The sequence below is a fragment of the Massilicoli timonensis genome (genome assembly GCF_900199515.1).
In the GTDB taxonomy this organism is placed as follows: domain Bacteria; phylum Bacillota_I; class Bacilli_A; order Erysipelotrichales; family Erysipelotrichaceae; genus Massilicoli; species Massilicoli timonensis.
The window spans coordinates 1,985,917-2,010,514 of record NZ_LT963434.1 but is presented as its reverse complement, the minus strand read 5'-3'; the positions used below and the strand labels follow the sequence as shown (position 1 = coordinate 2,010,514).

The 24,598-nt window shown below is 37.8% G+C and carries 22 protein-coding genes; all 22 read right to left on the bottom strand.

Annotated elements, in window-relative coordinates; all coding sequences use genetic code 11:
- Positions 1–9: 9 nt before the first annotated feature.
- On the bottom strand, positions 10–516 hold the full coding sequence (locus C1712_RS12095) for a hypothetical protein (protein WP_102269544.1): 507 nt from the start codon (positions 514–516) through the stop codon (positions 10–12).
- Position 517: 1 nt separating this feature from the next.
- Positions 518–1,264, bottom strand: coding sequence for a hypothetical protein (locus tag C1712_RS12090; RefSeq protein WP_102269543.1), 747 nt, complete (start codon positions 1,262–1,264; stop codon positions 518–520).
- Positions 1,248–1,811, bottom strand: a complete 564-nt coding sequence (locus C1712_RS12085) for a hypothetical protein (protein WP_102269541.1) — start codon at positions 1,809–1,811, stop codon at positions 1,248–1,250. Before C1712_RS12085 ends, C1712_RS12090 begins: the two co-directional genes overlap by 17 nt.
- Positions 1,812–1,825: 14 nt before the next feature.
- Positions 1,826–3,649 (bottom strand): VirD4-like conjugal transfer protein, CD1115 family, encoded by a 1,824-nt coding sequence (locus C1712_RS12080; protein ID WP_180963179.1) that lies wholly within the window; start codon positions 3,647–3,649, stop codon positions 1,826–1,828.
- Positions 3,650–3,969: 320 nt separating this feature from the next.
- On the bottom strand, positions 3,970–5,391 hold the full coding sequence (locus C1712_RS12075) for a hypothetical protein (RefSeq protein WP_102269537.1): 1,422 nt from the start codon (positions 5,389–5,391) through the stop codon (positions 3,970–3,972).
- Positions 5,392–5,802 carry a hypothetical protein gene (locus C1712_RS12070; RefSeq protein ID WP_102269535.1) on the bottom strand — a complete coding sequence of 137 codons (411 nt, stop codon included), beginning with the start codon at positions 5,800–5,802 and terminating at the stop codon, positions 5,392–5,394. It abuts the gene before it with no gap.
- On the bottom strand, positions 5,777–7,036 hold the full coding sequence (mobP3, locus tag C1712_RS12065) for a MobP3 family relaxase (RefSeq protein WP_102269533.1): 1,260 nt from the start codon (positions 7,034–7,036) through the stop codon (positions 5,777–5,779). The genes C1712_RS12070 and mobP3 overlap by 26 nt, the downstream gene beginning before the upstream one ends.
- Positions 7,037–7,048: 12 nt before the next feature.
- Positions 7,049–7,999: a DUF3846 domain-containing protein gene (locus C1712_RS12060; protein WP_102269531.1), complete on the bottom strand. Its 951-nt coding sequence runs from the start codon at positions 7,997–7,999 to the stop codon at positions 7,049–7,051.
- 46 nt (positions 8,000–8,045) lie between these two features.
- Positions 8,046–8,651: a helix-turn-helix domain-containing protein gene (locus C1712_RS12055; protein ID WP_102269529.1), complete on the bottom strand. Its 606-nt coding sequence runs from the start codon at positions 8,649–8,651 to the stop codon at positions 8,046–8,048.
- 103 nt (positions 8,652–8,754) lie between these two features.
- Positions 8,755–10,404 (bottom strand): AAA family ATPase, encoded by a 1,650-nt coding sequence (locus C1712_RS12050; protein WP_102269527.1) that lies wholly within the window; start codon positions 10,402–10,404, stop codon positions 8,755–8,757.
- Between the two features lie 501 nt (positions 10,405–10,905).
- Positions 10,906–11,163 carry a hypothetical protein gene (locus C1712_RS12045; RefSeq protein ID WP_102269525.1) on the bottom strand — a complete coding sequence of 86 codons (258 nt, stop codon included), beginning with the start codon at positions 11,161–11,163 and terminating at the stop codon, positions 10,906–10,908.
- Positions 11,160–11,486, bottom strand: a complete 327-nt coding sequence (locus tag C1712_RS12040) for a hypothetical protein (protein WP_102269523.1) — start codon at positions 11,484–11,486, stop codon at positions 11,160–11,162. Before C1712_RS12040 ends, C1712_RS12045 begins: the two co-directional genes overlap by 4 nt.
- 49 nt (positions 11,487–11,535) lie before the next feature.
- Entirely contained in the window at positions 11,536–12,474 is a 939-nt protein-coding gene (locus C1712_RS12035) for a M23 family metallopeptidase (protein WP_102269521.1), read from the bottom strand.
- Between the two features lie 3 nt (positions 12,475–12,477).
- Positions 12,478–14,841, bottom strand: coding sequence for a VirB4 family type IV secretion system protein (locus C1712_RS12030; protein WP_102269519.1), 2,364 nt, complete (start codon positions 14,839–14,841; stop codon positions 12,478–12,480).
- Positions 14,842–14,920: 79 nt separating this feature from the next.
- Positions 14,921–15,334, bottom strand: coding sequence for a hypothetical protein (locus tag C1712_RS12025; RefSeq protein ID WP_102269517.1), 414 nt, complete (start codon positions 15,332–15,334; stop codon positions 14,921–14,923).
- Positions 15,334–15,615, bottom strand: a complete 282-nt coding sequence (locus tag C1712_RS12020) for a hypothetical protein (RefSeq protein ID WP_180963177.1) — start codon at positions 15,613–15,615, stop codon at positions 15,334–15,336. Before C1712_RS12020 ends, C1712_RS12025 begins: the two co-directional genes overlap by 1 nt.
- 35 nt (positions 15,616–15,650) lie before the next feature.
- Complete coding sequence (locus C1712_RS12015) at positions 15,651–17,204, bottom strand: conjugal transfer protein TrbL family protein (protein WP_102269513.1); 1,554 nt, start codon at positions 17,202–17,204, stop codon at positions 15,651–15,653.
- Positions 17,205–17,211: 7 nt separating this feature from the next.
- Positions 17,212–17,445, bottom strand: a complete 234-nt coding sequence (locus tag C1712_RS12010) for a hypothetical protein (RefSeq protein WP_087935687.1) — start codon at positions 17,443–17,445, stop codon at positions 17,212–17,214.
- Between the two features lie 21 nt (positions 17,446–17,466).
- The gene (locus C1712_RS12005; protein WP_102269512.1) at positions 17,467–18,087 is read right to left on the bottom strand and encodes a hypothetical protein; all 621 of its coding nucleotides are present in this window, start codon (positions 18,085–18,087) and stop codon (positions 17,467–17,469) included.
- A complete protein-coding gene (locus C1712_RS12000; RefSeq protein WP_102269510.1) occupies positions 18,084–18,476 on the bottom strand; it encodes a hypothetical protein in 393 nt (130 codons plus the stop codon). Before C1712_RS12000 ends, C1712_RS12005 begins: the two co-directional genes overlap by 4 nt.
- Before the next feature lie 14 nt (positions 18,477–18,490).
- Positions 18,491–19,363, bottom strand: a complete 873-nt coding sequence (locus C1712_RS11995; protein WP_102269508.1) for a hypothetical protein — start codon at positions 19,361–19,363, stop codon at positions 18,491–18,493.
- On the bottom strand, positions 19,347–23,831 hold the full coding sequence (locus tag C1712_RS11990) for a SpaA isopeptide-forming pilin-related protein (RefSeq protein ID WP_180963175.1): 4,485 nt from the start codon (positions 23,829–23,831) through the stop codon (positions 19,347–19,349). Before C1712_RS11990 ends, C1712_RS11995 begins: the two co-directional genes overlap by 17 nt.
- Positions 23,832–24,598: the final 767 nt, after the last annotated feature.

Genomic DNA, 24,598 nt, shown 5'->3' with positions numbered 1-24,598 from the left:
TCCTTTTCCCTAATTAAAATATCTTTCATCAGTGTGCTTTTCATCAACATCAATTGTAAAGGTATCTTCTCCAACAACCTTCACTGAATCAACGGAGTCATCAGCATCCAGCATCACTGCAATAAAATCCAGTATATTTTTATCACTCCCTGGCAAGATTGCTAGACCATCATTTTTGTATATGACTTCCAGATAGTAATCAAGACCGTATGATAACTGGATTTCCTGATATCTTCTTTCCTGTATCGCCATTCCAAGCATATATTTTGCCAGCAGGGACAATGCTCTTCCTTTGGAAAAATTCTTAAAGCCTACTGCCCTCACACATTTTTCAGCCTCCTTTTCAACAGCAGATATATATTCCTTACCTATCGTTATCTCCATACCGCTGCAATGATCATTCATCTGTTTCATCACTATCATTCCGACATAGACATGATTCAACATTAGATCTGCTTCCAGTTCCTTATCGGTTTCCTTTAAATTCATAAGTTCAATTTTTCCTATTTTTGCCATATCATTTCTGAAGCTCAAGGCTTCTTTTTCTCTCCTTTCTTTTTACCTTTTTTCTGCATATATCTCGCAGACTTCTGTAATCCAGCACAATCTCCTGTTCATTTCGGCCGTTAAAAAAGGCAAAGACATCTTTCTTATGTATCTTTGCCTGATATACGTATCCATGTTCACTGAATCGGGTTGCAAACCATTCAGCTGTCTTTTTGTCAAGTGTCCATGAAAGAGCTTCATGCTGATTATCTTTTTGTCCTGTTCCCCTATATACAGTAAGAATATCCTGAAATGAACCATACATCTCAAGATCCTCTTCATTCATTAAATATCGAGGATCAGTCTTTTTGAATAGTTTCACTAACTGGCTTTTCTTCAGATTTGCATCAGCATTGGGAAATTCGCAGCTTATCCATGCCTGATGCAGATAAAGAGATAGATCTTTTTTAGATACATGATCTTTTGTAAATCTTAGAAAAGCCATAAAGTAGGTATCGCATAAAACAGATATGAATCCTGTATAGCTATCAGTATTATCTATTCTTTTGAGAATAGTCTGACGAAAATAATCCAATGTATCTGTATCATCTACAATGCTGTTCAAATTTCCATTTTCATCAATAATAAATTCTGATTTAGCATATGGATGATAGATAAACGGTCTTCCAAGCGGATGATTTGTTTCAACATCCATATACAGAAAATGCTTTGCGATTTCTCTGCAGTAGTCCATATCCGTTCTATCTGCTTCTTTCATCCACAGTTTTCTCCTTCCTGCTATCCTTTATCAAATGATTATAATAATCCTCATCTTCCTGCAGTTCATTAAAATAGGCTTCCGGGCTCTGCCAGTCCACAGTGCCAAACACCTCATCTGCAACCTTTTCATACCCGCAGATATTCATAAAGTCACGATAACAATACGGGTCATCACTCAATTCGGGAATATAGCAGACTTCATCAGAATGATTCAGATATGCCCACATATTCTTATAGACAAAACCCTGCTCAGTTGTTCCTCGTTCATAAATCGGTTCACCATATTTATCTATACCTGTTATGCCGCCAATTGTAAGCATTTCATCAAGTACTCTTTTCATTTCTTTTGTATATAATCCCTGATAAACAAGTGTTTCTCTTTGATCCATTCCTCTTTTGATTATAAGGATTTCATCTTTTCCCAGTTCAAGAGGAACGTTTCTGCCATAAACCTGAAAGATGTTACCGTCAGGCAGGATTGTATCAACAATCAGTCTTTTTTTCTCAAGCAGGGTATTTATCTTATTGAATTTACCATTATCCATTTTGCATCACCTTCCTATATCTTTTTATTCATTCTCATGTTCAGCAGCGGTTTAGGAATTTCAAATTCATTCTTGATATCAGGAATATATGGTATAAGTGCTTCATCATGTCTTTCCGGTTCTTCCAGATAATAATCCAAAAGATCATAGAAATCATACTCACTGCAATCCGGCAGTGTTGTCAGCATAGGATTCATGCGCATGCGTATAACGACAGCTTTTCCATCCTCCAGCTTCATCAGTTCATTGGCATTTAGAAGCGGTCTCGCCATAAGGGAACGGCTGACATTTCCATGCGGCATGATGAATACCGACTCTCCGGTCTGCTCACTCACACTTTCCGTTTCAATCGTCCTGCTCCCAATCTTATCTGAAATTTCCTTAGCTGTTTCAAGATTCTGAGTAGAAATATAAATCATAAGATTGCAGTTTGCTTTGATTGTCTGTGTTACCTCTTTGCCATAAATTTCTTCCAGCTGCCCGAAATCCTGAAGGTAAAGATGCCACTGCTGATTTCGTCCACGAGAGATGGAAAGCTTCTTGGGAAGGTCATTCAGCTTCCCGGTTGAAGCTGTTTCGTCCCAGAAATAATGAAATTTTCTAGGAAGCCTTCCACCTGTTTTATTGGCTTCAAATGACAGCACACGATAGATTTCATCTATAAAAAGTCGTGCCAATGAATCCATGCTTGATTTCTCATCAGGATTAATCAAGAAGATAGCAGTCGGTCTGGAAGAAAACTTTGTAATGTCAAATGAGGAGCGTGAGGTCTGTTTAGCAACCAGTGAGGATGAAAACATACCAAGAGTAGCTGAAGCTGATACATAAAAGCTCATTCGAGTTCTGTCCGTAGCTAATGCTGCCGGTCCAAAAGCTGTCCTTGCAACATTGCCCACCGGAAGATTATTGAAGAAATCATTTAACGCTACATGATCATCTTCATCCGGCTGTCCTAATGTGTTCAGAATCTGATAGCAAGTATATAAATTCTTCTGGCTGTCATCACAGTCTGCACCTGCAACTGCAAGTATAAGTGCTGTAATAATTGCTCTCTCTCCATCTGTCCATAATTTTTCTGACATTTTAGACTCCGGGCAGAGTGCTGCTGCGATATCTTTCGCATACATATCTGCCTCATCAGTTTTATTTTCCTTTAGGCATCGAACAACTGAAGTCATTGGGTTCCACTGATCACCGGTCCACTGTTTTCTGAGGTCGAGCAGATAGACATCATATCCCTGCTTTACCAGATAGTTTCTCATCATCTTGTATAATTCCTTTTTAGGGTCATTGACAAAGAATGACTCCTTGTTGATATCGAGCTTTAATCTGACTCTTATCTTTCCTTCTGATGAACAGCACAAAATGCTTTCATCCATCAGCTGAGCATTTCCATCGAAGGAATATCTGACGTTAATATCCTCAAGATCTCGTATGTCAAAATAGCTGTTCAGATCTATCTGCTTCCCTTTTTCAATTACGATTTTCTTAGGATAGACCAGATGAAAAATCTTATATAACTTCTTTAGTTTTCTCTGTTTCCACTGCATCAGACAATACAGAACATCAAGGTTTCCAATCCTGAACGTTTCAATGAATTGCATCCTTTCGAGATGCTTTGCATATTTTCGACTGGAAAGCACTTTAATTCTTAGCACCTTTACTTCACTGGAAACTGCCTGCGAAGCTATCATGATTGATGGAATAAGAGTCTTTCTTGTCTTTCCCGATGACGTCGTTCCGATGATGATGGAATGAATACACTGCATTTCATACCAAATTGTCTGTCCAACCTTCTTTACAACCATACCTCCCGGACTTTTCTTTCCGCCTCGCATCCCCAGACGATAAAGCGATCTCTTATTGAATATTCTGCTGATTTCATGATCAGATGCCCATTTGGCACTTCCATGCTCATCCCTGTTCTGCAAAAAGCCTAGTCTTCTGGTCATCAGCATAAAGATCATTGCATCCAGACAAAAACATACAACTAGATATTTTGTTTCTGAAAATAATTTGACATACAGATATAACGGATTCAGATAATCATAGAATGGATGTATGGAAAAAGTAAAACAGTCAAAAAGATATACCGTTACCATAGGTCCAATGAATAAAAGCAGTACAGCTAGCGATAATGCTGTTCCAGCATATCTTTTCAAATTCCACGTCCTTCCTTCAATCTGTTTGATATTTCAGCATCCCTATCAAGTCGGATTTTTCTGGATTCCTTTGCCATCTTCTCCAGCTGAGAAGCTGATAATTCACATATCTGTCCATTATCCTTCCCATACATTACTGCAACTTTCTCAATGTCATAAAAGTCCTTGTACTCCTTAAGAAATACCTTAAAGTTCTCATTTATATCAAAAGTCAAAATTCCATCGCCTTTCGTGATGGTTTGCAGATTCTCATTCATCAGTTCCAGAATATTAAAGGAATGATTCAAAAAATAGGTCATTGTTTCTCTCTGTGAAATCAATGTTGCATATTTTTCCATGCAGACGTCCTCCAGAATTTGATGAAATGAAACTCTATCAAGATGAAACTGATCTATATGGTATGCTTCAGAAACAGCTTCTAACAGATATCCATTCAATGCCAGTTTTCTTAATCGTTTCTCATCACGAAGTGCACCATCAATATACGATTCCAGATAACCTGATTCTAGAAGACGGCTCTCTTTTATTTTTCCTGCTTCGCTCAAAAAAACATCAATCTGTTCATCCTTATCCATTTTTGAAAATCCATAAAGATGCAGCAGATAGTCTTCAAAGTTTTTTTCACTTTCAAATCCTTCTACAAGTTCTCTTCTGTCAAGCTCACTGATATTCGCTACCTTTTTCACAAAACCAGTATCATGGACTTCGCCCATCAGATCTAGATGAAATTCCAGATGCTTCATGTCAGGCATCAGAAACGCTTTGATTTCTTCATCATCTAATCCCAAAGAAATACCTTTGACGATAGTATTGAATTCATTTGGCTCATCTGTTACTTCAAGTATCATATGAACTTCTTGTGGAAGAATTCCTTCTGTCAGTGCATGTATCATTGCTGGATAAAGCTTTGAATAACAGTCAAAAGAGCTGATTTCTTCAAAAGGAATCTCCATCATGCAGGCACTGCGTATAGCCTTCATTGATTCAGCCGACTTTTCCCTATCGAATATATAGCCATAGTATTCGTCAGTGTAGGAATTCTGTTTCAGAAAAAGTCGAAGTTCTTCCATCTGATCCGCTCTATATACCTTAGGCTGAGCGTACAGGAGTATGCGTGATTCATCCATTCCATCTTCAAGACCCTTGTTGATTTCATCCAGAACTGCGATTTCCGTATCAGGATTACGAAACATTGCATACAGAGTTTTGTTATCCTTATATGTAGCATTCTTAAAAAAACGTACAAATTCATTTATATGCTGACTGCTGTAATTTTCTGAAACAAGCTGTTTTAGCACCGTCATATTTAGTCCGGATGCAATAGCATTTCTGATGGATTCACGCTGACCTTTATTGAATTTACGACCATGAATCAGATCGATATACATCCTGTTTTCTTCTATCTTTCTCAATTTCATTTATCCTCCTCTTTTTGGCATCCTATGATTAAGATAATGGATAACATAACGATTCAGTTTTTTTCTTCTGGTTTCACGATGTCTCCCACAGTATGAAAGAAGCTTAGCAATTCCTCTGCTGTTATAGCCAATGAAATCAGGTGTAATCATTCCTGATTTGATTTCAAGCAGAAGATTGAACATCAGTACATCAATGCACTCCATCCTCATAGATACAATGCGGATGGATGGGTCATTCAGATAAGAGAGAAACGTACTGTCAAGATTATATTCACTGTGCATCAGTCTGTTATTTATCATTTCCAGACAATCCAGACCAAAGTAATCATATACACGAAAACAGATATTCCTTCGCATATCTTTTAAGGTCATCATGTATCGGACATCATGTATTTCTATGTTCCTCTTCATATTCTCTCTCCTCACGTTCCTTTTCCGTTTCTCTTATCATCATTCTCTGGTTTCTCTCTCGAATTCGCTGCATCTGACGAAGCTGCGACAGTTCATGTTTCATAGAGTAGAAAGAAAAACGCATCAGATCATATCCATGACATCTCACAAGTTTTTTGGTTTCCCTGCGTATATCTTTTGCAGCCAGAAACCTTGAAAATCGCATAATAGGCTGTTCACTGACACTCTGACGATATACTTTCAGCATTTTCAGTATGGAATTTCCCAGACTGGCATATAATCTTTTCTTCTGATCATCTAGATACTGCAATTGTCGTTCTCCGCTGCCATATAGTTCTTCATTGGAGTGGTAGACTTCCTTCAGCATATTGCTGTAAGTACGATAATCATCAGCTAGTCCCTTTTGCTTCAGCATGATTTCAATCATATGGTCAATTTCATTCAGATATGGTTCCAAAGCATGGGCATTATAAGACAGTCGTCCAGTTGTTGGCAGCATTTCATTCAGTTTCTGAAACTGGTCAAAGAATTCCTTTGTCAGATGAAATTTTGGATTTACATATCTCTGCACTTCTATTGTCCTGAGCGTTCGATATGACTGAAGCTCTTTTAAAAGCTTGTCATCATTGATGATTTCTCTCATATGAAGAAGCACCTGTCTGGAAGCATCTTCCTTTCCTTTCAGCAGCAGACTTCTGTCAACAGCTTCTCTGGCAATGGCAGCTCGTATCCTGCTGATGCTTCTTGAAGAAAAAAGTGTATTGTCAATCGGATTTCTTTTATCATAAAAGTAGAAATGCACATGAGGATGATCTGTATTGACATGATAGAATCCACCCCATGCGACATCCTTCAATGGAATATTTTTCTCCTGTGCCATCTTCACAACCACTTTCCTTGTCAGTGCAGCAAAATCACGTTTATCCTTCAATCCAAAATCAGCAGCATCTTCTTTAGTAAAGGAAATGACACTCTGCCAGATATATGTCGGCTTATGATTCTGATATTCCTCCATGATATCTTCATAGGATTTATCACCCTGAAAATCAAAACATCCGCTGCTTCCTTTACGATAGAAATAATATGAGAACATATCATTTGCTTCATCATCTTTCATCATTGAAAGCTGGTTCTTATCGGCACGATCATCACGGTCATAATATCCAATGCATTTATCAAAATCTGTAATTCCGGAAATCTTCTTATATTTTGTATTAAAAAACAAGGTACTCATTAAGGCACCTCGCTAACGGCTTCTTTCTTCTTTAGCTTTGTTTTTTGAACTGCGCTGAACTGTTTCTCTTGCACGACTGCCGATTTCCTGTAGTTCGTGTTCTATGTCTATTTTCTGTGTATTCTCATATACAAGCCAGTCCGAAAATCCTATAGAATCATCTACGGTAAAATCAAGCGGATGAAATGTCATACGGTGCTTGATCAAATCATAATGATGATTGATTTCATATCCAGAGCCATAAGCTGCCATAGCCAGTCCGCCATCTGGACTGATTCCAATGTCCATGCCATTTTTTATATCATACTGATTCATAATAAAATCCTGCATGGCATGAACATCAGCAAAAGCAAAATAGCTTGTTTCATGACGCTTGGCGATATCATATCGCTCTATCTTTGCGATAACTGATTTTTCAAATTCTGAAATATCAGATAATTTTTCCAGCATTCCAATTATTTCTTTATTGTGAATCTTTTCTTCGGCTTCAGTGCATTCATGTACAGGCTTGGAATTCAATAGTTTAAAACCGCTTCGTTCCAGAATTGAATCAACAGTTTCATTTTTACCCGGTTCAAACAGTTCTTTTTCAATATTTCTTTTCATATATTTTTTTGTCTCCAGACCATTCAGACCATAAAAATGAACTTCAGGGCTCTTAAATCTTTCATAGAATTTTGCTGCCTGATAATCACTGAGATCAGTAAAATCCTCTTCTGATAAGCCACAGATAAAAAACGTTCCAGCTACAATATCATAGATATTTCCATCACGTGTTCTAAGTGCTCGATTCAAAGGAAGACCTTCCAGTTTTCCTTCATCATTGCATACAAGTCCAACCATATCCTCAAATGGATAGGTACATTGAATACTTCCGCCCACTATTTCTCTATATGTGCTTAAATCCTGCCTGATATCCTTAAGGTATGGAAGCTTGTCTGGCTCTACTATCAGAACTTTCATATATCCACACCACTTTCTATTTCTTCGCTTTGAAACTTATATTGTTTCATGAATCACCCTTTCCTTTTCTTCTATAAAAATCTTCCCTAGCCATGTGTCTGATGTCTTCAACTAATGTATCAATTTCAATGCTGCTTAGATGCAAGGATTCTCTCATGAGATATTTGACCATATAAATGCATTCAAGCATCTGAATTGGAATTTCACGATTATGCTGTATATCTTTTTTCATGGCTCGACTAACTGCTTCCTGTATCATCACAATGATTGTATCCATTGATTTGGTTATATACTCTTCATGGATTCCTTTTTCCAGAATCATGCGAATGTATTGGGAAACATCCATTTCATTTTTTTCTGCTTCCCTTTTAATTTCAGAGTATAACTGTTCAGGCAATCGAATGGATCTGGATGTCATTGGCATCTTCTTTTCCAAAGGAGCAAATTCCGTAATATCATATCCAAAGGCTTCATTGTATTTTTGAATATGATATTTCGTCGGTGTTCTGCGTCCTGTTTCATGTGCAGAAATAACTGATCTGGGAAGTCCGGTCATGATTGCAAGTTCTTCCTGTTTCAGTTTGTTTCTGGTTCTAAGTGCATGGATTACATCTCCAATTTTAAAAGTTTCCTCTTTGATCTTTTCCTCCAATCCTTAAATTTAAAGGTAAAATCATTTCACCTTTTTAATTCTTCTATCTCAACATCGAAGAAAATAAAAACAGAGATTGCTCCCTGTTTCATGTTCATTCAATTCACTTTTCCTGCCACTCTATTGCTGCATCCTTGCCATGATGTGCAAGCCCGATATAAACAACTTTTCCATCTATTTCGATATCATATTGTCTCTCTCTGATCTGTTCAACTGCCTGTTTTGCAGCTGTCTGCAATTTTTCCTGACTGGCTTCGCTGTCTGAACCAATGTACTTAAATTCAAGCACGAAGGATGTCTTGTTTTCATCTTTCGCCTGAAGTATGATATCGCATCTGCCTTTTCCCTCTTCACGATTGCTGATGATTTTATAATCATTCTTTAGCCATGCACACATGCCTAGAAACAGAACATGATAGCTGTTTTCATCCTTTAGGTCATGATATGATGGTAATATTAACAGCATGTTTTGATATCTGTCTTTAAAGTCTTCTTTCTTTTCAAGCCTTAAGGCATTGAATAACCCATTGAAATCTGTTTCCTTTACATCTAAATAGTAGGCAGTAAGGTTCCTAAATTCCTGCTGAACTTCCTGATTTGGAATCTTTAAAACATAGAGGTTATTTTGCCTATCCACTGTTTTTTCAATCGTCAAATATCCTGCATTGACAAACAGTCCCCATAAGTTCTCTATTTCACTGATTTCAAAAAAACTTGTTTCCAGATACATGGTTGTCTCTAAATATCCAGTCTGAACTAGCTTTTCATAATCTCTGTCAAAAGATTGGTTTCTGATTCTCATAGCCTCTCTGATCATTTTATTGCTGCTGGTATATAGCCAATATGGATTATCTTTACCAGTTGCAGCATAGTTTAAAACTGACCATGGATTATAGATCTGCGTATTTCCAAAATGATAGCCATTATACATTATCTTGACAGTATCATTTAATTCCAAATCATAATATTCCAGCAGTTCACTGACTTCCGATTCTGTAAATCCAAAATACTGAGAATAGTTTTCATCGGCAACGGTACATACCACAAGATTATTCAGATCACTGAATAGATTTTCTTTCGCTACTCTTTGAATTCCTGTCAGCATTGCATACTGTAAGCTGTTCGATGATTTTAAGGCTTGATGAAGCATAGAGGATAGATTTTCTCTAATCTCATTATAGAATCCATTAATATGGGCTTCAATGAACGGCGTATCATATTCGTCGATAAATATCATAACTTTTTTCCTATAGTATCTTTCCATTTGCTTCATTAAAAAAGATAGTGCATTATCCAGACCATTCAAATCTGTTTTATCAGGCATAGAAAAATTTCTTTTAATGTTTTCAAAAAAAGGTAAATCATATTCATCTAAATCTTTGAATACATCATTGTTTTTCTGATACAGTTCCGCAAGAATCTGCTGAATGTTGTTAATCATCATTTGTTTATTACCCTTAACATCCGCAAAAGAAAGAAAAATGGTTGGGTACTGATTCATCTCAGAAGCACATTCTGTTTTCATGATTTTGGTATCCCTAAAAAGTTCTTTTGAATCCTTTGTAATATCAAAGAACTCTGCCATCATGGACATATTGATGGTCTTTCCAAATCGTCTTGGTCGAGTGATTAAAGTGACTTCATTTCCTTTATCCAAGTAGTCCTTAATCATCAAAGATTTATCGACTACATAATAATTTCCGGTTTTTAGTTTTTCATAACTTTTTTGACCTAATGGAACTCTTTTTTTCATATAGCCACCTCACTTTTCTAGTTTCATTATAACATAATCATTAATGGGTTTCAGTAACTATTTGTCTTATATCTTGCCAATCTTATTGATTTTTTTCGACATAGATAAGCTTTGAAAAAGAATAAATATCTAACTATAATTCTTAAAAAAATCACTTCATGATTTTTTAGCAGGATAAGGGAATGTGACGCAATGATGCGCCAATTCCCGACTTGAACAACTCACTAGAAGTGAGTTTTACCTTTTAAATAAAGGGTTTAGTGAAATATGTATCATGTATCGCAGGTATCGTGTTTATCCTTATTTTGGAGTGCATCTCATGCGTATATGCTTTTTCTATCGTGCATTTGAATGGAAGCTGCCGTATGATGCAAGTCATCCCATCATGATACAAAATAGCCTGTATCGCTGATGCATTCCTTCGTTGTTTGCCATACGATTCACACGACATATGAACATCTGTATGCTAATACCATTCATAATAAAAAACATGATACAAATTTACCTTCCTCTTTTATGTTCACAAAACTTCTTTCTGCCTTTGCGTATCTGTCTGCCTATCTTGCCATCATTTCTGATAAAATATACGCTTCCATCATTCATCTCAATTCTCTTGCTAAGATAGTCTGAAAGATTAATCTTCTCATCTTCCTGATAGTCTATCGCTGTCAGTTCCTGCGTTTCCGTATCTATAGCCGCGATCCTTTTAATCTTCTCTCCTTTAGAATTCAATGCTAAAAAGTTAACAATCTTAATCATCTTTCTCTTAACATTTCCTTTTTCTTCCTGTTTTCCAAAACATATCTGACCTTTGGAATTTTCTCTTCTCCCATTTGCATAGGAATCAGATATTCAAGGATATCTTTTCTTAAGTTTTCATCAGGAATTCTATCCGCATATTTACCCATTGTTGTTAACAGGAATCTCCCATCCTGATCATATAATGCATAGTCCTTTTCATAATCTGCCATCACTATAAAAGCAGCAATATTCTTCGGATCCGCTTCGATTCTCACGACTGGAAAATCAGAAATCGGCTGACGAAATCTGCATTCATAAACATTCAAATATTCTTTTTTCAAATCGCTTCTCCTTTTTCAAATAACTGATTTCTTTAACACATTGCAATAATCAATCAAAATTCCAAAGCAGTCGTGGGTTAAAGAAAATACTATCCTTATAGCTATAGCCTTCTCTTACATCTGCAACATCAGATGACCAAGTTTCAAAATGAAGATGAGGTCCTGTTACACGTCCGGTGGCTCCGCTATATCCTACAAGATCACCAGCTTTTACTGTATCACCGGATTTTAAAAATGACAGTTCTCTCATATGACAATATATGATAATAAGCGTTCCATTACGCATCATGATTGTATTTCCGCCGGTTTCCGAATGATAAACCACTTCAACAGTTGCATCAGCAGCAGCATAGAGAGGAGTGCCGGTCGGCACAGCAATATCCATTCCATAATGCATTCTCCATTCTCCAAATGGATTGTACATTCCAACATCCCCAATGCCTGACCAGCTTCCTTTTTCCACTGGCAAAGAAAGATTCAATTTCATATATTCCCCCAGCTCTTCCGGAATATTTCCTATTGTCGTAATATCAGCACTTTCCTCATTTGCTTCTATGATTTCAATAACCTTTTCCTTATCCAGTTCGCTAAATTCTGGCTGGCTTATGAGTCTTTCAACAAAGCTCACCAGAGATGTTTCTACATACTCTTCCCCCTCGCTGTCCATTGCCAGCATAACAATTTCTTTTGCCCTGTCATGACCAATCGTGAAAGGATCATCAATCATACAGGAAGGCACGATAACCCATGCGATATGAACGCTGATATGAGTTTCCTCATAAACTTCCTGTATCGGTTTTTTCCACACTTCTTCATAAAGTCTTTGTCCTTCCTCTGTCGTTAAAAGCCCCTTTACTGATGTAAGCTCTTCTGAGGATGACGCTCCAAAGGAACTCATTGCCAGAATGAAAATAAAGACTGTAAAAACAAAGACAATCACAGGCAGCACCATGACTTTTTTGAGTTCATTTAAGCCCAGTTCCTGCATAAATTATGACCTCTGTTCATTCAGAATAAAGCTGTCAAAAAGTTCCTTGCATTTATCCGGAAGGACGACTTCAATCTGCAAAGCGTTGGCTCCCAGACTCATATGACACTGACCGATTTCTGCATACTGAAGATATTCAGCATCCTTATCTGAAATGATTTTATTTGATTTCAGATACTGGATACTTTCTGCTTCCTGCTTGAAGAAAAACTTATAATTGCTGTTTCCAATCAGTGCTGTTCCAAATTCCTTCACAGACTCATTCAGCATATCAGAAATTTCCTGTGTAGATGTTGTCAAACCTCCGTTGTATTTTCTAATCACTTTGATCAGAAGCTTCTGGAACTGCATGACTTCAGGCATATTCTTGTTCATCAGGACATGACATTCATCCTCATAGATTTGTATCCATTTTGAAAATCTCCCTGAGATGACTTCCGTAAGAACATAGCTCAAAATATTGTAATACTGCGTACGAAGCACTGTCGTATCCTTGTTCTGAAGTCCAGCCAGATTAAAGCAGATCGTATCGTTACCAAGAGATATATTTGTATGCCCATTGAACATCGGACTGTCAGCACCTACAGCCATTCTTTTAATGAAATTCTTTGCAATTTCCATGCGATTTTTCTTGTCCAGATTATTCCTGTCCGCCTTCTCAAAACGTTCTTCCATGATGTCATAAAGATCCTTCATAACAGGAAAGTCTTCAGGTTTCTTTTTGACAATTTCTTCTGCTGTTGTTTCAAATGAATAGCCCCATTTTTTATAAAGTTCTTCTATAGCATCCTCAACCTCAGATAGAAGAACTCGATCCAGACCTGTAAAATACATGCCAAAGAATGTCCTCAAAAACTGAATATGAGAAGCAAGCGGAAAGATACGATGCAGTGGAATCTTATCTCCTGAGTCATCATCGTCTATCGTGATTCTGATCTGAAGCGGATTGATGATGCCAAGTACTCCGTTTGAACAGTTGATGACTTCACCATTCAGATGCTTTGTCAGCTTGTTCATCTGCTTTCCCTCAACATCGACTATGATCTGCTTCATTCCTCTGGAATATCTGTGAAGTATCAGATACATGAGAAAATATGTCTTTCCTGATCCGGTACATCCAAAGACAACCTCATTGGAATTGGTTCTTGATTTGGACTTGACAAGATGATTATAGAAGATTGCTCCACCCATGCTTCTTGAACGTCCAATCAGGATTGGAAGATTATCATCGCTCAGTGATTCATATACAAAAGGAAAACCCCAGCTGATGACATTACACACAACATCTTTGGTGTATTCCTTGATTCTGTTACAGCATAATGGTGCAGATGAATAGAAAAGCTCCCTCTGATCAAAAAATCCCTGTCTGATCAACATGTCTAGATTGCTTGTTTCCTGCACTAAAAGATTCTCTAATTCAACTAATTCTTCAAGAGAACTTGCCTCTAAGCGAAGCGTTACGACAAAGCTCACTGCCTTCTTTGTTCCTCTTGAAAGGCTTTCAATCATCAGTTCTACTGATTCCATATCATTTTTTAGCTTTTCCTGTTCTGAACGCTTAGTTGCCTTGTCATAATTCTTGCACAGATTATTGTACTGCTTGTCATAGGTCTTCATCAGTCTGGCAGAATCGCAGTCTTCAACATGCAGAGAAAAATCTACACCCTTAAATCCTGTCAGATAGGAAAGCCATGCAAAAAAAGGAAAATCCGGATATGAATAAACATGGAATGTTTTACAGTAGACACCATCAATATAGATATACTGCGAGAGCTTATCCTTATCTGCCTTGATGCCAATTGGACTGATATAATCGCAGACTTCCAGATCCTTCAGATGACGGATATCCTTTCTTTCGTAAAGACTGCGAAAGGGATTGAAATAGCGATAGATTGTCAGTAGATGTTCATAGAAATCCACATCTCTTGCAGAAAACATGGACTTGAACAGATACATGGCATCATGTTTCAGACGTTCCAGCTCCTCCTTATCTTCATGACGGAAGATGATATAAAAATATTTGTCAACAAGATCGCGATTTCCTGTCTGCATCTGAATATATTTCTTTTCATCTTCTATCAGCTCAAAACGAAGGCGATCACTATCATTGCTTAATTCCATTTTCTTTTGCAAATCAGAAAGCTGATGGAGATAGGTATTGATATCTGATCCAGTTTCTGAACTGAATATCTGATAGTTGGTAAACTTTCTGTTATTTACGAATGTTTCCAGAACATTGATATATTTTGTCTGTTCCTTTTCCCTGACTCCAAAGATGTTTAAGGGACTGACAGCTATAGCTCCTATATATTCCTTAGTATCAGCCAACTGTATGGTCTCATTTTCTTCATCTATCAGCAGATTCATGAAATCCCTGCTGGTTTCATTTCGCTTTCTCCTCTTGGCTTTGATTTTAATATCAGGTATCTTCAATTTCTTCTTCAATCTACACATCCAATCTCTGCTGTCTGCCGATGACTTTTTTCAGCTCAGGAATATTGTCCTTATCATCCTTTTTATGTTTCGATTCCTGATTGCTCTTCATCATATCCTTTAGCTTTCCATCATATTGAAACAAATCAATAATAAACTGATTATTCTGCATGATTCTTCGCTGAAGCTCCTCGCATTCATCTGTATTTCCTGTTTCAGCAACAGCAATCAGTCTTCTCTTCATTGCCAGATTGCATGCCATAAGCTCCTGAATCAATGTTGGCGTGACATCTTCTTCAGCCAGCTCAACATCAACGATCAGAGGCGGTTCTCCATTCCTTCTTTTTTTCGGTTTTCTCTGCAGATACATGCAGACTATTACTGCCGTCATGACTGCAAGAGAGAGTATCTGTACAAGCATTTCCATCATTTCTTCACCTTCCCTTTTTCTTTGTTTCTTGTATCCTGAAAATAAAGCTTCTGTACAAAAATGTACCTTACTGCTTTGATCAGAATATCAAGAAACCTCTGCTGCGTTGTCGGCACTTCGAGAAGAAGTGCACCTATAAATATAATGGCTGAAACCGTCCATTGATAAGCAAGTCCTTTATCATAAAGCTGTATTGTATAAAAAAAGACTGCACCGACGACAGCCATGAATAATACTTCCTTTAATGAAAATCCAAGAAGAAAATTATCCTTGATCATTTTCTTCTTAGGAATAAAATATATTTCCTTTTCCTCTATTTGAACCTCCTTTCCTTGCTGTTTCTACTTTTGTTCAGCCTTCCGGTTGTATTGATCTTTCCAAAACCATTTTCAGAGCTTCTGCTTTCTTTCCCATCTCTGGAGAAAGACCCCGTCTGTCCAGTCATTCTTTCACTCATATCTTCCTTAGAATCCGATGAATAATCGTTATCTTTCATTTTCTGCCCTGATGAATGTATCGTGCGTTCACGAGAAGAAACATCCTTTGAAGTTAACGGACTATCTTTAGAAAACGCTGCTTTCAAATCCGCTTCCTTCTTGCCTTGCCTAAACTGAGAACCTAATCCTCCGGTTCCTCTGGAAACCTTATCCTTTACAGCGTGATAGGCATCACTGCCTAGAATAGTTGCGGCTCCGCCAACACCTCCGCCATACTTCATAGCCTCTTTGACATGGGAAGCACTTCGGTTGATGGAGTCTTTCATTCCGCCTGCATGAGAAACAGCTGTACCGCTCATTCGAGCAATGTTATTCGGTGTATGAGCCAGCATGGAAACACCACTTTTTGCCATGTTTCCAATAGCACCTGCTCCTCCAGCTACTACTTTTGCTGTTGATATTGCACTGCTGGTCATGATTAAAGAGGACTGAAGACTTGACAGACCTTCCATGATACCAGCATTATATCCGCCTATCATTGCAGCGACCTTATTTGGAATAGCTATGATTACAAGAAGAAGTGCAATCGTAAACAGCAGCTTTGCAAGTCCGGATGCTTCTGTTCCTAGTTCAGCAATCAGCTTGAACATGAATAGAAACAGAAATATCTGTACTGTATTCATCAGAAACGGTCCAATGATATTATTTTTCCAAACAGTAAATGCTGATGAATTCTCTTTATTGGTCAGCGATAACGCGCAAAGTGGCGTTATGATCTTAAAGAAAGCCAAAGATACCTGACGACTTGCCATCTGCAATCCAATAAAGAAGATGATAATCCACATGACCAGCCCAACAAACATCGGCATGATAAAGTCAAATTCATAAATGTAGTTTTCTTCATCATCTCTTGCATTGATATCAAAGTCTTCTCCTGTAAAATCATCAATGAATGTCTGAGCCTCTTCCTCCTCCATTCCCGTCGTTGCCACTAGCATGGTTACTGCAAACCCTTCTCCGGCATCCTCTCCGCTGGCTGATGATTCTCCTGAAATCACATCCCCGGCAAGTATAGCCTTGTTGATCTGCGTTACTCCATCTCCTATGGTCGTTAATAATGGAGGCGTGGCAAGAATGATGACTACAATCTGAAAGACCGCAAAGATCTTATGTCCCCACTTTTCAATATCATTCGATATAACCAGCCATATCCACTCATAGACCAGCTTCAGCGGAAGTATGACGAGCGCAATTGTCATACAGGTTGAATAGCAGCTCGTCACAAAGCTCAGGTCAATGAATGAAAAACCTGATATTTCCGTCAGAATGATATCTACGATATCAATGATCCAGCCTAGAATCGCACCCAGCGGTCCGAAAAGAATAGATCGAATCGTATCGCTGATTGTCTGTATAATTCCATCAAACATACGCTAGCTAGACGAATGATTTCAGCCAGTTGATGACATCCGGTGCGAGATAGACAGCAAGAAGAATGGCACCAATCATTCTGATCCTTCTTAAATATTTCTGCTGATTCTGTTCATCGCTGACCTGTGAAATAACCAGATAGCCAACAATCATACAAATCGCAATAGGCAATGCCAGCTGCTGAGCATATCCCAGCAAAGCATTGACAATATTGGTAATGACACTAACGACTCTTTCCAAGCATTCCTCCTCCTTTTACTTTTATATCTGTCTGTCCTGCGTTCTTTGATGAATAGTTCCCTCGCGAAGAGAAAACTGCAGGACAGTAATCTGCTTTTTATTGACAACAGCCTCAATGCTGTAATACTTTCTATCGATGCGGTACTGTTCCTTTTTGATCTCTCGTCCGATATCCTTGAGTACTTCTGCATTATCCTGGTTGGCTTTTAGATAGCTGATGACCTCACTGTAATCACGAAGTATCATTCCGGCAATCATAAGTTTCTCAAACACACGAGTGAGCATTTGATTCTTCTCATCTTTTGTACCTTTTCTATATTTCATGGCATCAAACTCAAGCATCATCGATAGTTCCTTATCCAATGTTCCTGCATTCTTTCTCAAAGCTTCAATTTCTTCGTCAAGAAAAGATGCAGCTGAAGCATCCATAATATCGATCATCATATCTTCATGATGTCGGTTCATATAGGATTCTATCTGTCTGCTCACAGATGAATAAGGTTCAAGAAGAATACGATCAATATGACCTTCAAGACTTGCTGCTTCCTTTTCATCCATATAGGAAGGATTTATTTTCAGGAGCTTTATAATCTCATTACGTATTTCTTCCCTTTCATTTCTTTGAATCTCACTGTGCTTCACATCAGCCTCCTCATCTTTCTGTCAACCTTTTTTAAAAGCTGCAAAGACTGTCTGTTTCGCCTATATTCAGCATCCAGTTCACTGGTTCTTTCTTCAGGTGTCAGCTTGTGATAAAAATGAAGCTTATCCATCAGAAAACTCTCCAGCATATGGAAAACACTTTGATAGCATTCTGCCTTATGTTTGACCTTTGTCTGCTGGAAGATAGTTTTATCGTCAATGCTCAGACTCACAATCAGATTGTTCTTCCCGGCAAAATTACTGTTGGCAATAAATCGCTCCACCTTTTCCCATTCTCTATCAATTTTCTTTTTACCATTTCTATTTACTATGACGTTCACTTTACATAAATTGAGATAGTTGTTATCGACAGATAACTCAACTTTCATGTTCACCTACTTTCTTAATAGAATACAACTTCATATCCAACATACTCCTGTCGATCATTTCTGATTGGATTGCAGTTATATCCATTTGCTTTATGTTCCTTTATCATCTGCTGGGCATAAGTAACAGCTGCCTGATAGCTGCTCTCATAATCATACCCATCACTGAAAAGAAATCTTCTGTTCTCTGCTGTCAGATGTATTTCTGTCTTTGTCGGTTCGGAACTCTCCTGTTTATTTTGATCATTATGAGAAGAACTGCTGATATCATCAGACTGCTCAGGACTGGTTTGAGCTGGTCTGGAAACTGATTCTGTTTCAGACGTTATCTTATCCTGTTGACTTGATTCCTCTCTAACAATAATTGTGTATTCTTTTCTTGCTTCATTGCCCACTTCATCCTTTGCGATGGCTGCAACATGATAAGTTCCGCTCTTGGATAGATTCATATCTCCTTCCAGTATCACTGAAAAGGAACTGTACTCATCCTTAACTTTCATCATTTCAATCAGATCATCCTTAGAGATGCCTGCCTGAACTGTCAGTTCATTCTTTTCTTCCTGAAAGACAGGAGGTGAGGCATCAACAATTTCAACTGTCAGTTCAATTTCATGGTTATTGTAAATATACTGTATTGTCTTTGAACCTAGCCTTGATGTATCAATAAGAGGACAGATGACCGTATCCTCATCCGAAATGATACGGTCACCATCCAGATTAAACTGAGTTATCTTTTGCCCATTAACGGTTTTGACAAGTTCGGCAGAATTGAAGAGGGAACCTGCAGGAATGGTTAAATCCTCTACAAATTCTATTTCTTCATCTCCTGTCGCACATCCAGTCAGCAGCATCAAAAAAGATACAATGATCAGCTTACTTCTTTCGACCATTTCTTTTTCTGATCTTCAATGTTGCCAGTACAATGACACCCGATACAGCCGCAGCACTTATCCATAGAATAATATTGCTTGTATCTCCGGTCTGTACAGACTCACCTTTTGCAGGAAGCAGGACATTCGTCATTGTTACATGATATTCATTATCCTTTGAATCTCCAGTCAGCTCTATTCTGATGACTTCCTCGCTTAATGCATAGCCTTCCAGCGCTTTTGTTTCCTTGCAGAAATAAATTCCATTAGGCATATCTTCAAAGCGAGCAATTCCATCTTTATCACTGACTGCTGTAGCAATCACATTCATATCTCGATCGTATAGAGTGAATTCTACATCCGGCAATGGATCTTTGGAAATCTTGTCAATCTTGCTGATGACAATATCCGTTCTCTTGAGCATATTGACAATTTCCTTTCCTTCATTGATTGCGATATTCAATTCAGGAACATCCTTGCCTTCATATGTGATTTCAAAATCAAAGCTTTCTCCACTAACGATGTAATTATCATCCGTTGCCATTTCGACGATATGATATGAACCAATTGGAAGTTCAGGTACATCCATAAGATGTCCATTTTCATCAATACCACATACTGCAATCAGTGTATTTTCAGCAATTCCTATTTCATCAGCATAATTCATGATATCTTCTGATGCATAGATTCCAAAAGCAACTTTCTTATAGGCTTCCTTATAATCATCCGCATAATATGGATGTTCTTCCATGATTTTCTGAAGTTCCAGATTGACCTTGGCTCTTGTATTTTCAAGTTCGCTTTCAATAATCTGAAGTTCGTTTTTCTGATTATCCTCAATCTCAAAATAATGCTTTTCCATATCCTGTACAAATGGCTCAGGCACAACACGTTCAACATAGTAATATTTGCCTACAGGAAGTTCCTTGCTTTCAACAGGCTCATCCCCGCTCGTTAATGATTCAATCAGTTCATCCTTTTCATAGTAGACAATATCATTGGCTAGTTTAATTTCTTCAGCTGCATAGATATCAATTTCAGCATTGGAAATGATTTTCTTTTCAAATACTGGTTTTTCCACTATACCAAATTCTGTTTCCACTTCTTCAGTACCTGTAAAGACTTCACCCGTCTTTAGCCATTTCAGTTTTCCCATGACCATTTCATCGATCATTTCGACTTTCTGGACAACACCAGTATCTGTTACAGTAAATTCAACTGTCTGGCTGATTGCAAAGCCATAAGGAGAGCTTGTTTCAATCAATTCATAGGTTTTTCCAGGTTCAAGTCCTTTAACAATATGCGGTTCATTCGTAGAAATCCATGTTTCAAAGACCGTTCCATCTTTTTCCTTTAATGTCAGATGAGCTCCTGGAAGTTCTTCTCCTGTTGTTGCATCTTTTTTAGAAATTTCCGTCTTTGTGATTTCATTTTCAAAGTATGCAGTAAGCTTTATTACTTCAACATCCTGACCTTGATATGTACAGTCTGCTTCATATACCGCATCTGTGGAAACATAACCAATTGGCGGTTGAATTTCCCTGATTTCAAATTTATATAATGGCAAGTCTGCCTTAAAAACAGCTTTTCCTTCCTTGTCAGTCAATGCAGTTTCAATCAGCTGTCCTTCCTCTACCAGAAGCTTTTCACTTCCAGCAGCATATATATTTTCTTTAGCGTATAATCCAAATTTAGCACCGCTTAATAGCTGTGCTGTATCCTTGTCTTTCTTGATGACACTGATTTCAGCTTTCTGGCGTTCGTTGATATATTCTGTTTCTTCAAATACAACAGGTGTGTACTGATCGGCATACTTTAATTCAATTTCCTTTATTTCCTTGTTCAATACAAACCCTTCGCCTGCAGCAGATTCTTCAACAGTATATTTACCAAGAGGAAGTTCTATGGTTTGTGCTTTCCCACTGGAAGTTGTCAGTTCAGCAACAGTTTCACCTTTTTCGAATATGATGTCGCCCTGCTGATCTGCACTTAAAATATCTTCAGCTGCTTTTACAGTAAAAGAAGCTCCATCAATCGGTCCGTTTTCATAGATAAACTGGATATTTCCATCATCATCCTTGCTTACATCTGTAAGGTGTTCTCCAGTCTTGATTACAGAAATCTTTCCTTTTGCGGAAACATCCTTCATTGAAACACGAATAATCGGCGTTTTTCCATCTTCAGCCATCTCATAAGCAGTTCTGTTGGTAACAGTAAATTTCACTGGTTCGTCATTAAGGATGTATCCATACGGTGCTTCTATCTCTACCAGTTCATATTCGCCAGCTTCCAATACATCTGCTGTCATCACAGTACCAGTTTCATCTGTTGTATATGTATCTACATAATGAGGCAATGGAAACCATACCCAATGCCCTACATATTCACCTGTTTCAACATTGTGAATCCTGAATGAAGCATCTGGAAGCAACACTGTTTTTCCTGTTTCTTCATCAACCTTGACTGCTTTTATCAAGGCTTTGAAGGAAGCGTCATTCATGACACGCCATACCTGCGGTTCCCTGCTGTCTTCCGTAATATCGATAAAGAAATCAGCAACAGGCATCAGATTTTCAGGAACTTTTGTTTCCCTTGCCTGATATCGTCCGTATGGGAGTTCAATAGACAAAGCATAGCCATTCTCATCTGTTGTCAGAATATCATAAACTTTTGCTTTATCCCATCCGTTCTTTTCAACATCGGATGCCAGCTTGACTGTAAATTCTGCTTCAGGTACCTTTGAAGCTTCTCCTGTTTCATCAGTTGAAATCTTGATAATCTGGAAAGCCTGCTTCTTTACCTGTTCCTTAGATACCTGAGAGCGGGTAATCACTGAAACAGTCTGATTTTCATAAGTACAGCGAATATCATAGACATTTTCATCAAGCAGATACCCCAAACTAGGCGTCTTTTCTCTCAACTGATAATTTCCTAATGGAAGTCCGGTAATATCATCCATAGCACCAGAGGTATCTGTTTCTCTTGTAGCGACTATATCACCTTTTGTGTAGTATTTTTTAGTCTTTGTCTTATTGTAGATATCCTCACCGGCAACAAGCTCATAGACAGCCCCTTCAAGGGTTGCATCTCCCTGTGCAGTTGCACCTGTTTCCTTATCTTCTTTTTTCAGCTTAATGGTAGCCGTAGGTTCAGCATTTGTCTGTTCAGCTGTACCGGTAATCAATTCAGTGTATTGATCCTTATAGCTTAAGGAAACAGTGATTGGCTTGCTATCAAGAAGATAGCCATCTGCTGCCTGTACTTCAGTCAATGTATAAGTTCCAAGCTTTAGGCCATCAATAACAAGCTTTCCTTCTGAATTGGTTTTAACAGTTTCATCAAATCCATTTGGACCTGTTACACGATAAGTCGTTCCTGGAATGACTGAACTCTTATCAGCATTATATTTTGTCAATACAATCTTTCCGCTTGGTTCTTTATTTGTCTGTTCGATGGAACCGACTATAACACTTGTATGCTGATCTTTGTATGACAGTGTGATGCTTACAGGTTCCTTATTTAGAAGAAAGCCATTTGCCGCCTGAACTTCAGTAAATGTATATGTTCCTAACTTCAATCCTGTCAAATGAATGCGGCCGTTCTTGTCTGTCGTATGGTCTGCCTCATATCCTGTATCGCTCGTTACGTGATATTTCGTTCCAGGAATAGTAGAAGATTTATCTTCATTGTACTTGGTTAGCGTAATTTCTCCTGTCGGCTGCTTGTTGACAAAACTGTACACATGATCTGATGGATCATCGCCAGCTTTTACAGTAATCGTTCTTACTGTGTCGTCAATGAGAAAGCCTTCCGGACTGTAGGTTTCTTGAATTTTATATGTTCCAGATGCTTCTTCCTTAAAAATTATCTTACCATCATCATTAGTTGTTCTAGTTACGGTAGAACCGTCAGGATAAGTAATTTTAAACTTTGCACCGGACAATGCATTTCCTTCTTCATCCGTCTTTAAGATTGTAAATCCGCCTAGATCTTCTACCATCTTGAAGACATTCAAAATCTGATAGACTTCTCCATCCTTGTCAATCAGATAGCTTGCATCTGTTACCTGAACCTTATCGCCTATAGCATGAATATATTCATTATCGCCATAATAGATAGCAGCGTGTTCTGCTATTCCATGATTTCCAAAGTAAACCAGATCACCCGGCTTCCATTGTGACTTATTGGTTGTGCTTAACTGCTGCTTTGATTCCATTAGCTGCTGACGCTGAGCTTCCGCAGTTCTTTCAAGTTTAAAGCCTATCGAGTGCTGAAATACATATTTTGTAAATCCCGAACAGTCAAAGCTGTCTGGTCCATTGCCTCCATAGACATACGGTTTGCCCTCATGCTTTTCAGCTTCTTTGATGATGGCAGCCCTGTCAGGATTTGAAAGATCTTTTGCCATGACATTCATAGGTACAGCATTGACAAAAGTCATCAGAACAGTGATCATTACCAGCAATAATCGTTTGATCTTATCTCTCATTTTTCCTCTTTCCTTTCTTTTGTTTTCCTTCATATAGTGATCAATGATTTATGCATTGAAAAAGGGGCAAACGCCCCTAAGTATACCTTACCTTATAATAATTAATCATTACCTCCTCGCTTCTCGTTCTAAAGCTCTAGACTTAATAAATTTTTCCATTTTGACAGGATGATAATCCCTTTCGATGCAGTCATATACATATCGATCATATGCTTCATCTATCTGTTGCGCTTCCTCTTTTGTACAATGAAGACGTTTTGTAAGCAGACTTATATATTCCTCTTCAGAAACTTCAATTGTTTCTATGCCAAATAGATCTTCATCATGAATAAAGCACTGGAAAGGATATGTTTCTGTCTTGGATGGATAAACCTTTCGCTTACATCGATAACAGACTCTAACCATTTTCTTGGACCTACCTCTCGTTTCTCCATATTAGTTTTTCTGTCTTTTTCAGATAATCTTTATATTCATTGACCATATTGCCTATTTCTTCCATTCTGGAATCATCTATTTCCAACCATTCCTGATATAGCGATTCCAAAAGACACTTTTCTTTTAAAAATAGATGCATTTCTGGTACTGAAAATGAAGTCTGATAAATATATTCGGCAATATCATATAAAGCAGAAATCTTATATGCTTCTCTAAAAACTTCATCAGATCCTTTTTTTAGAATATTTTTCTTGTAAGCCTCATACTCTTTTGAAATCTTTTCATTTAATTTCTGTTTTAATTGTTCCTTGCTATTCTTTATTCTTCATTCT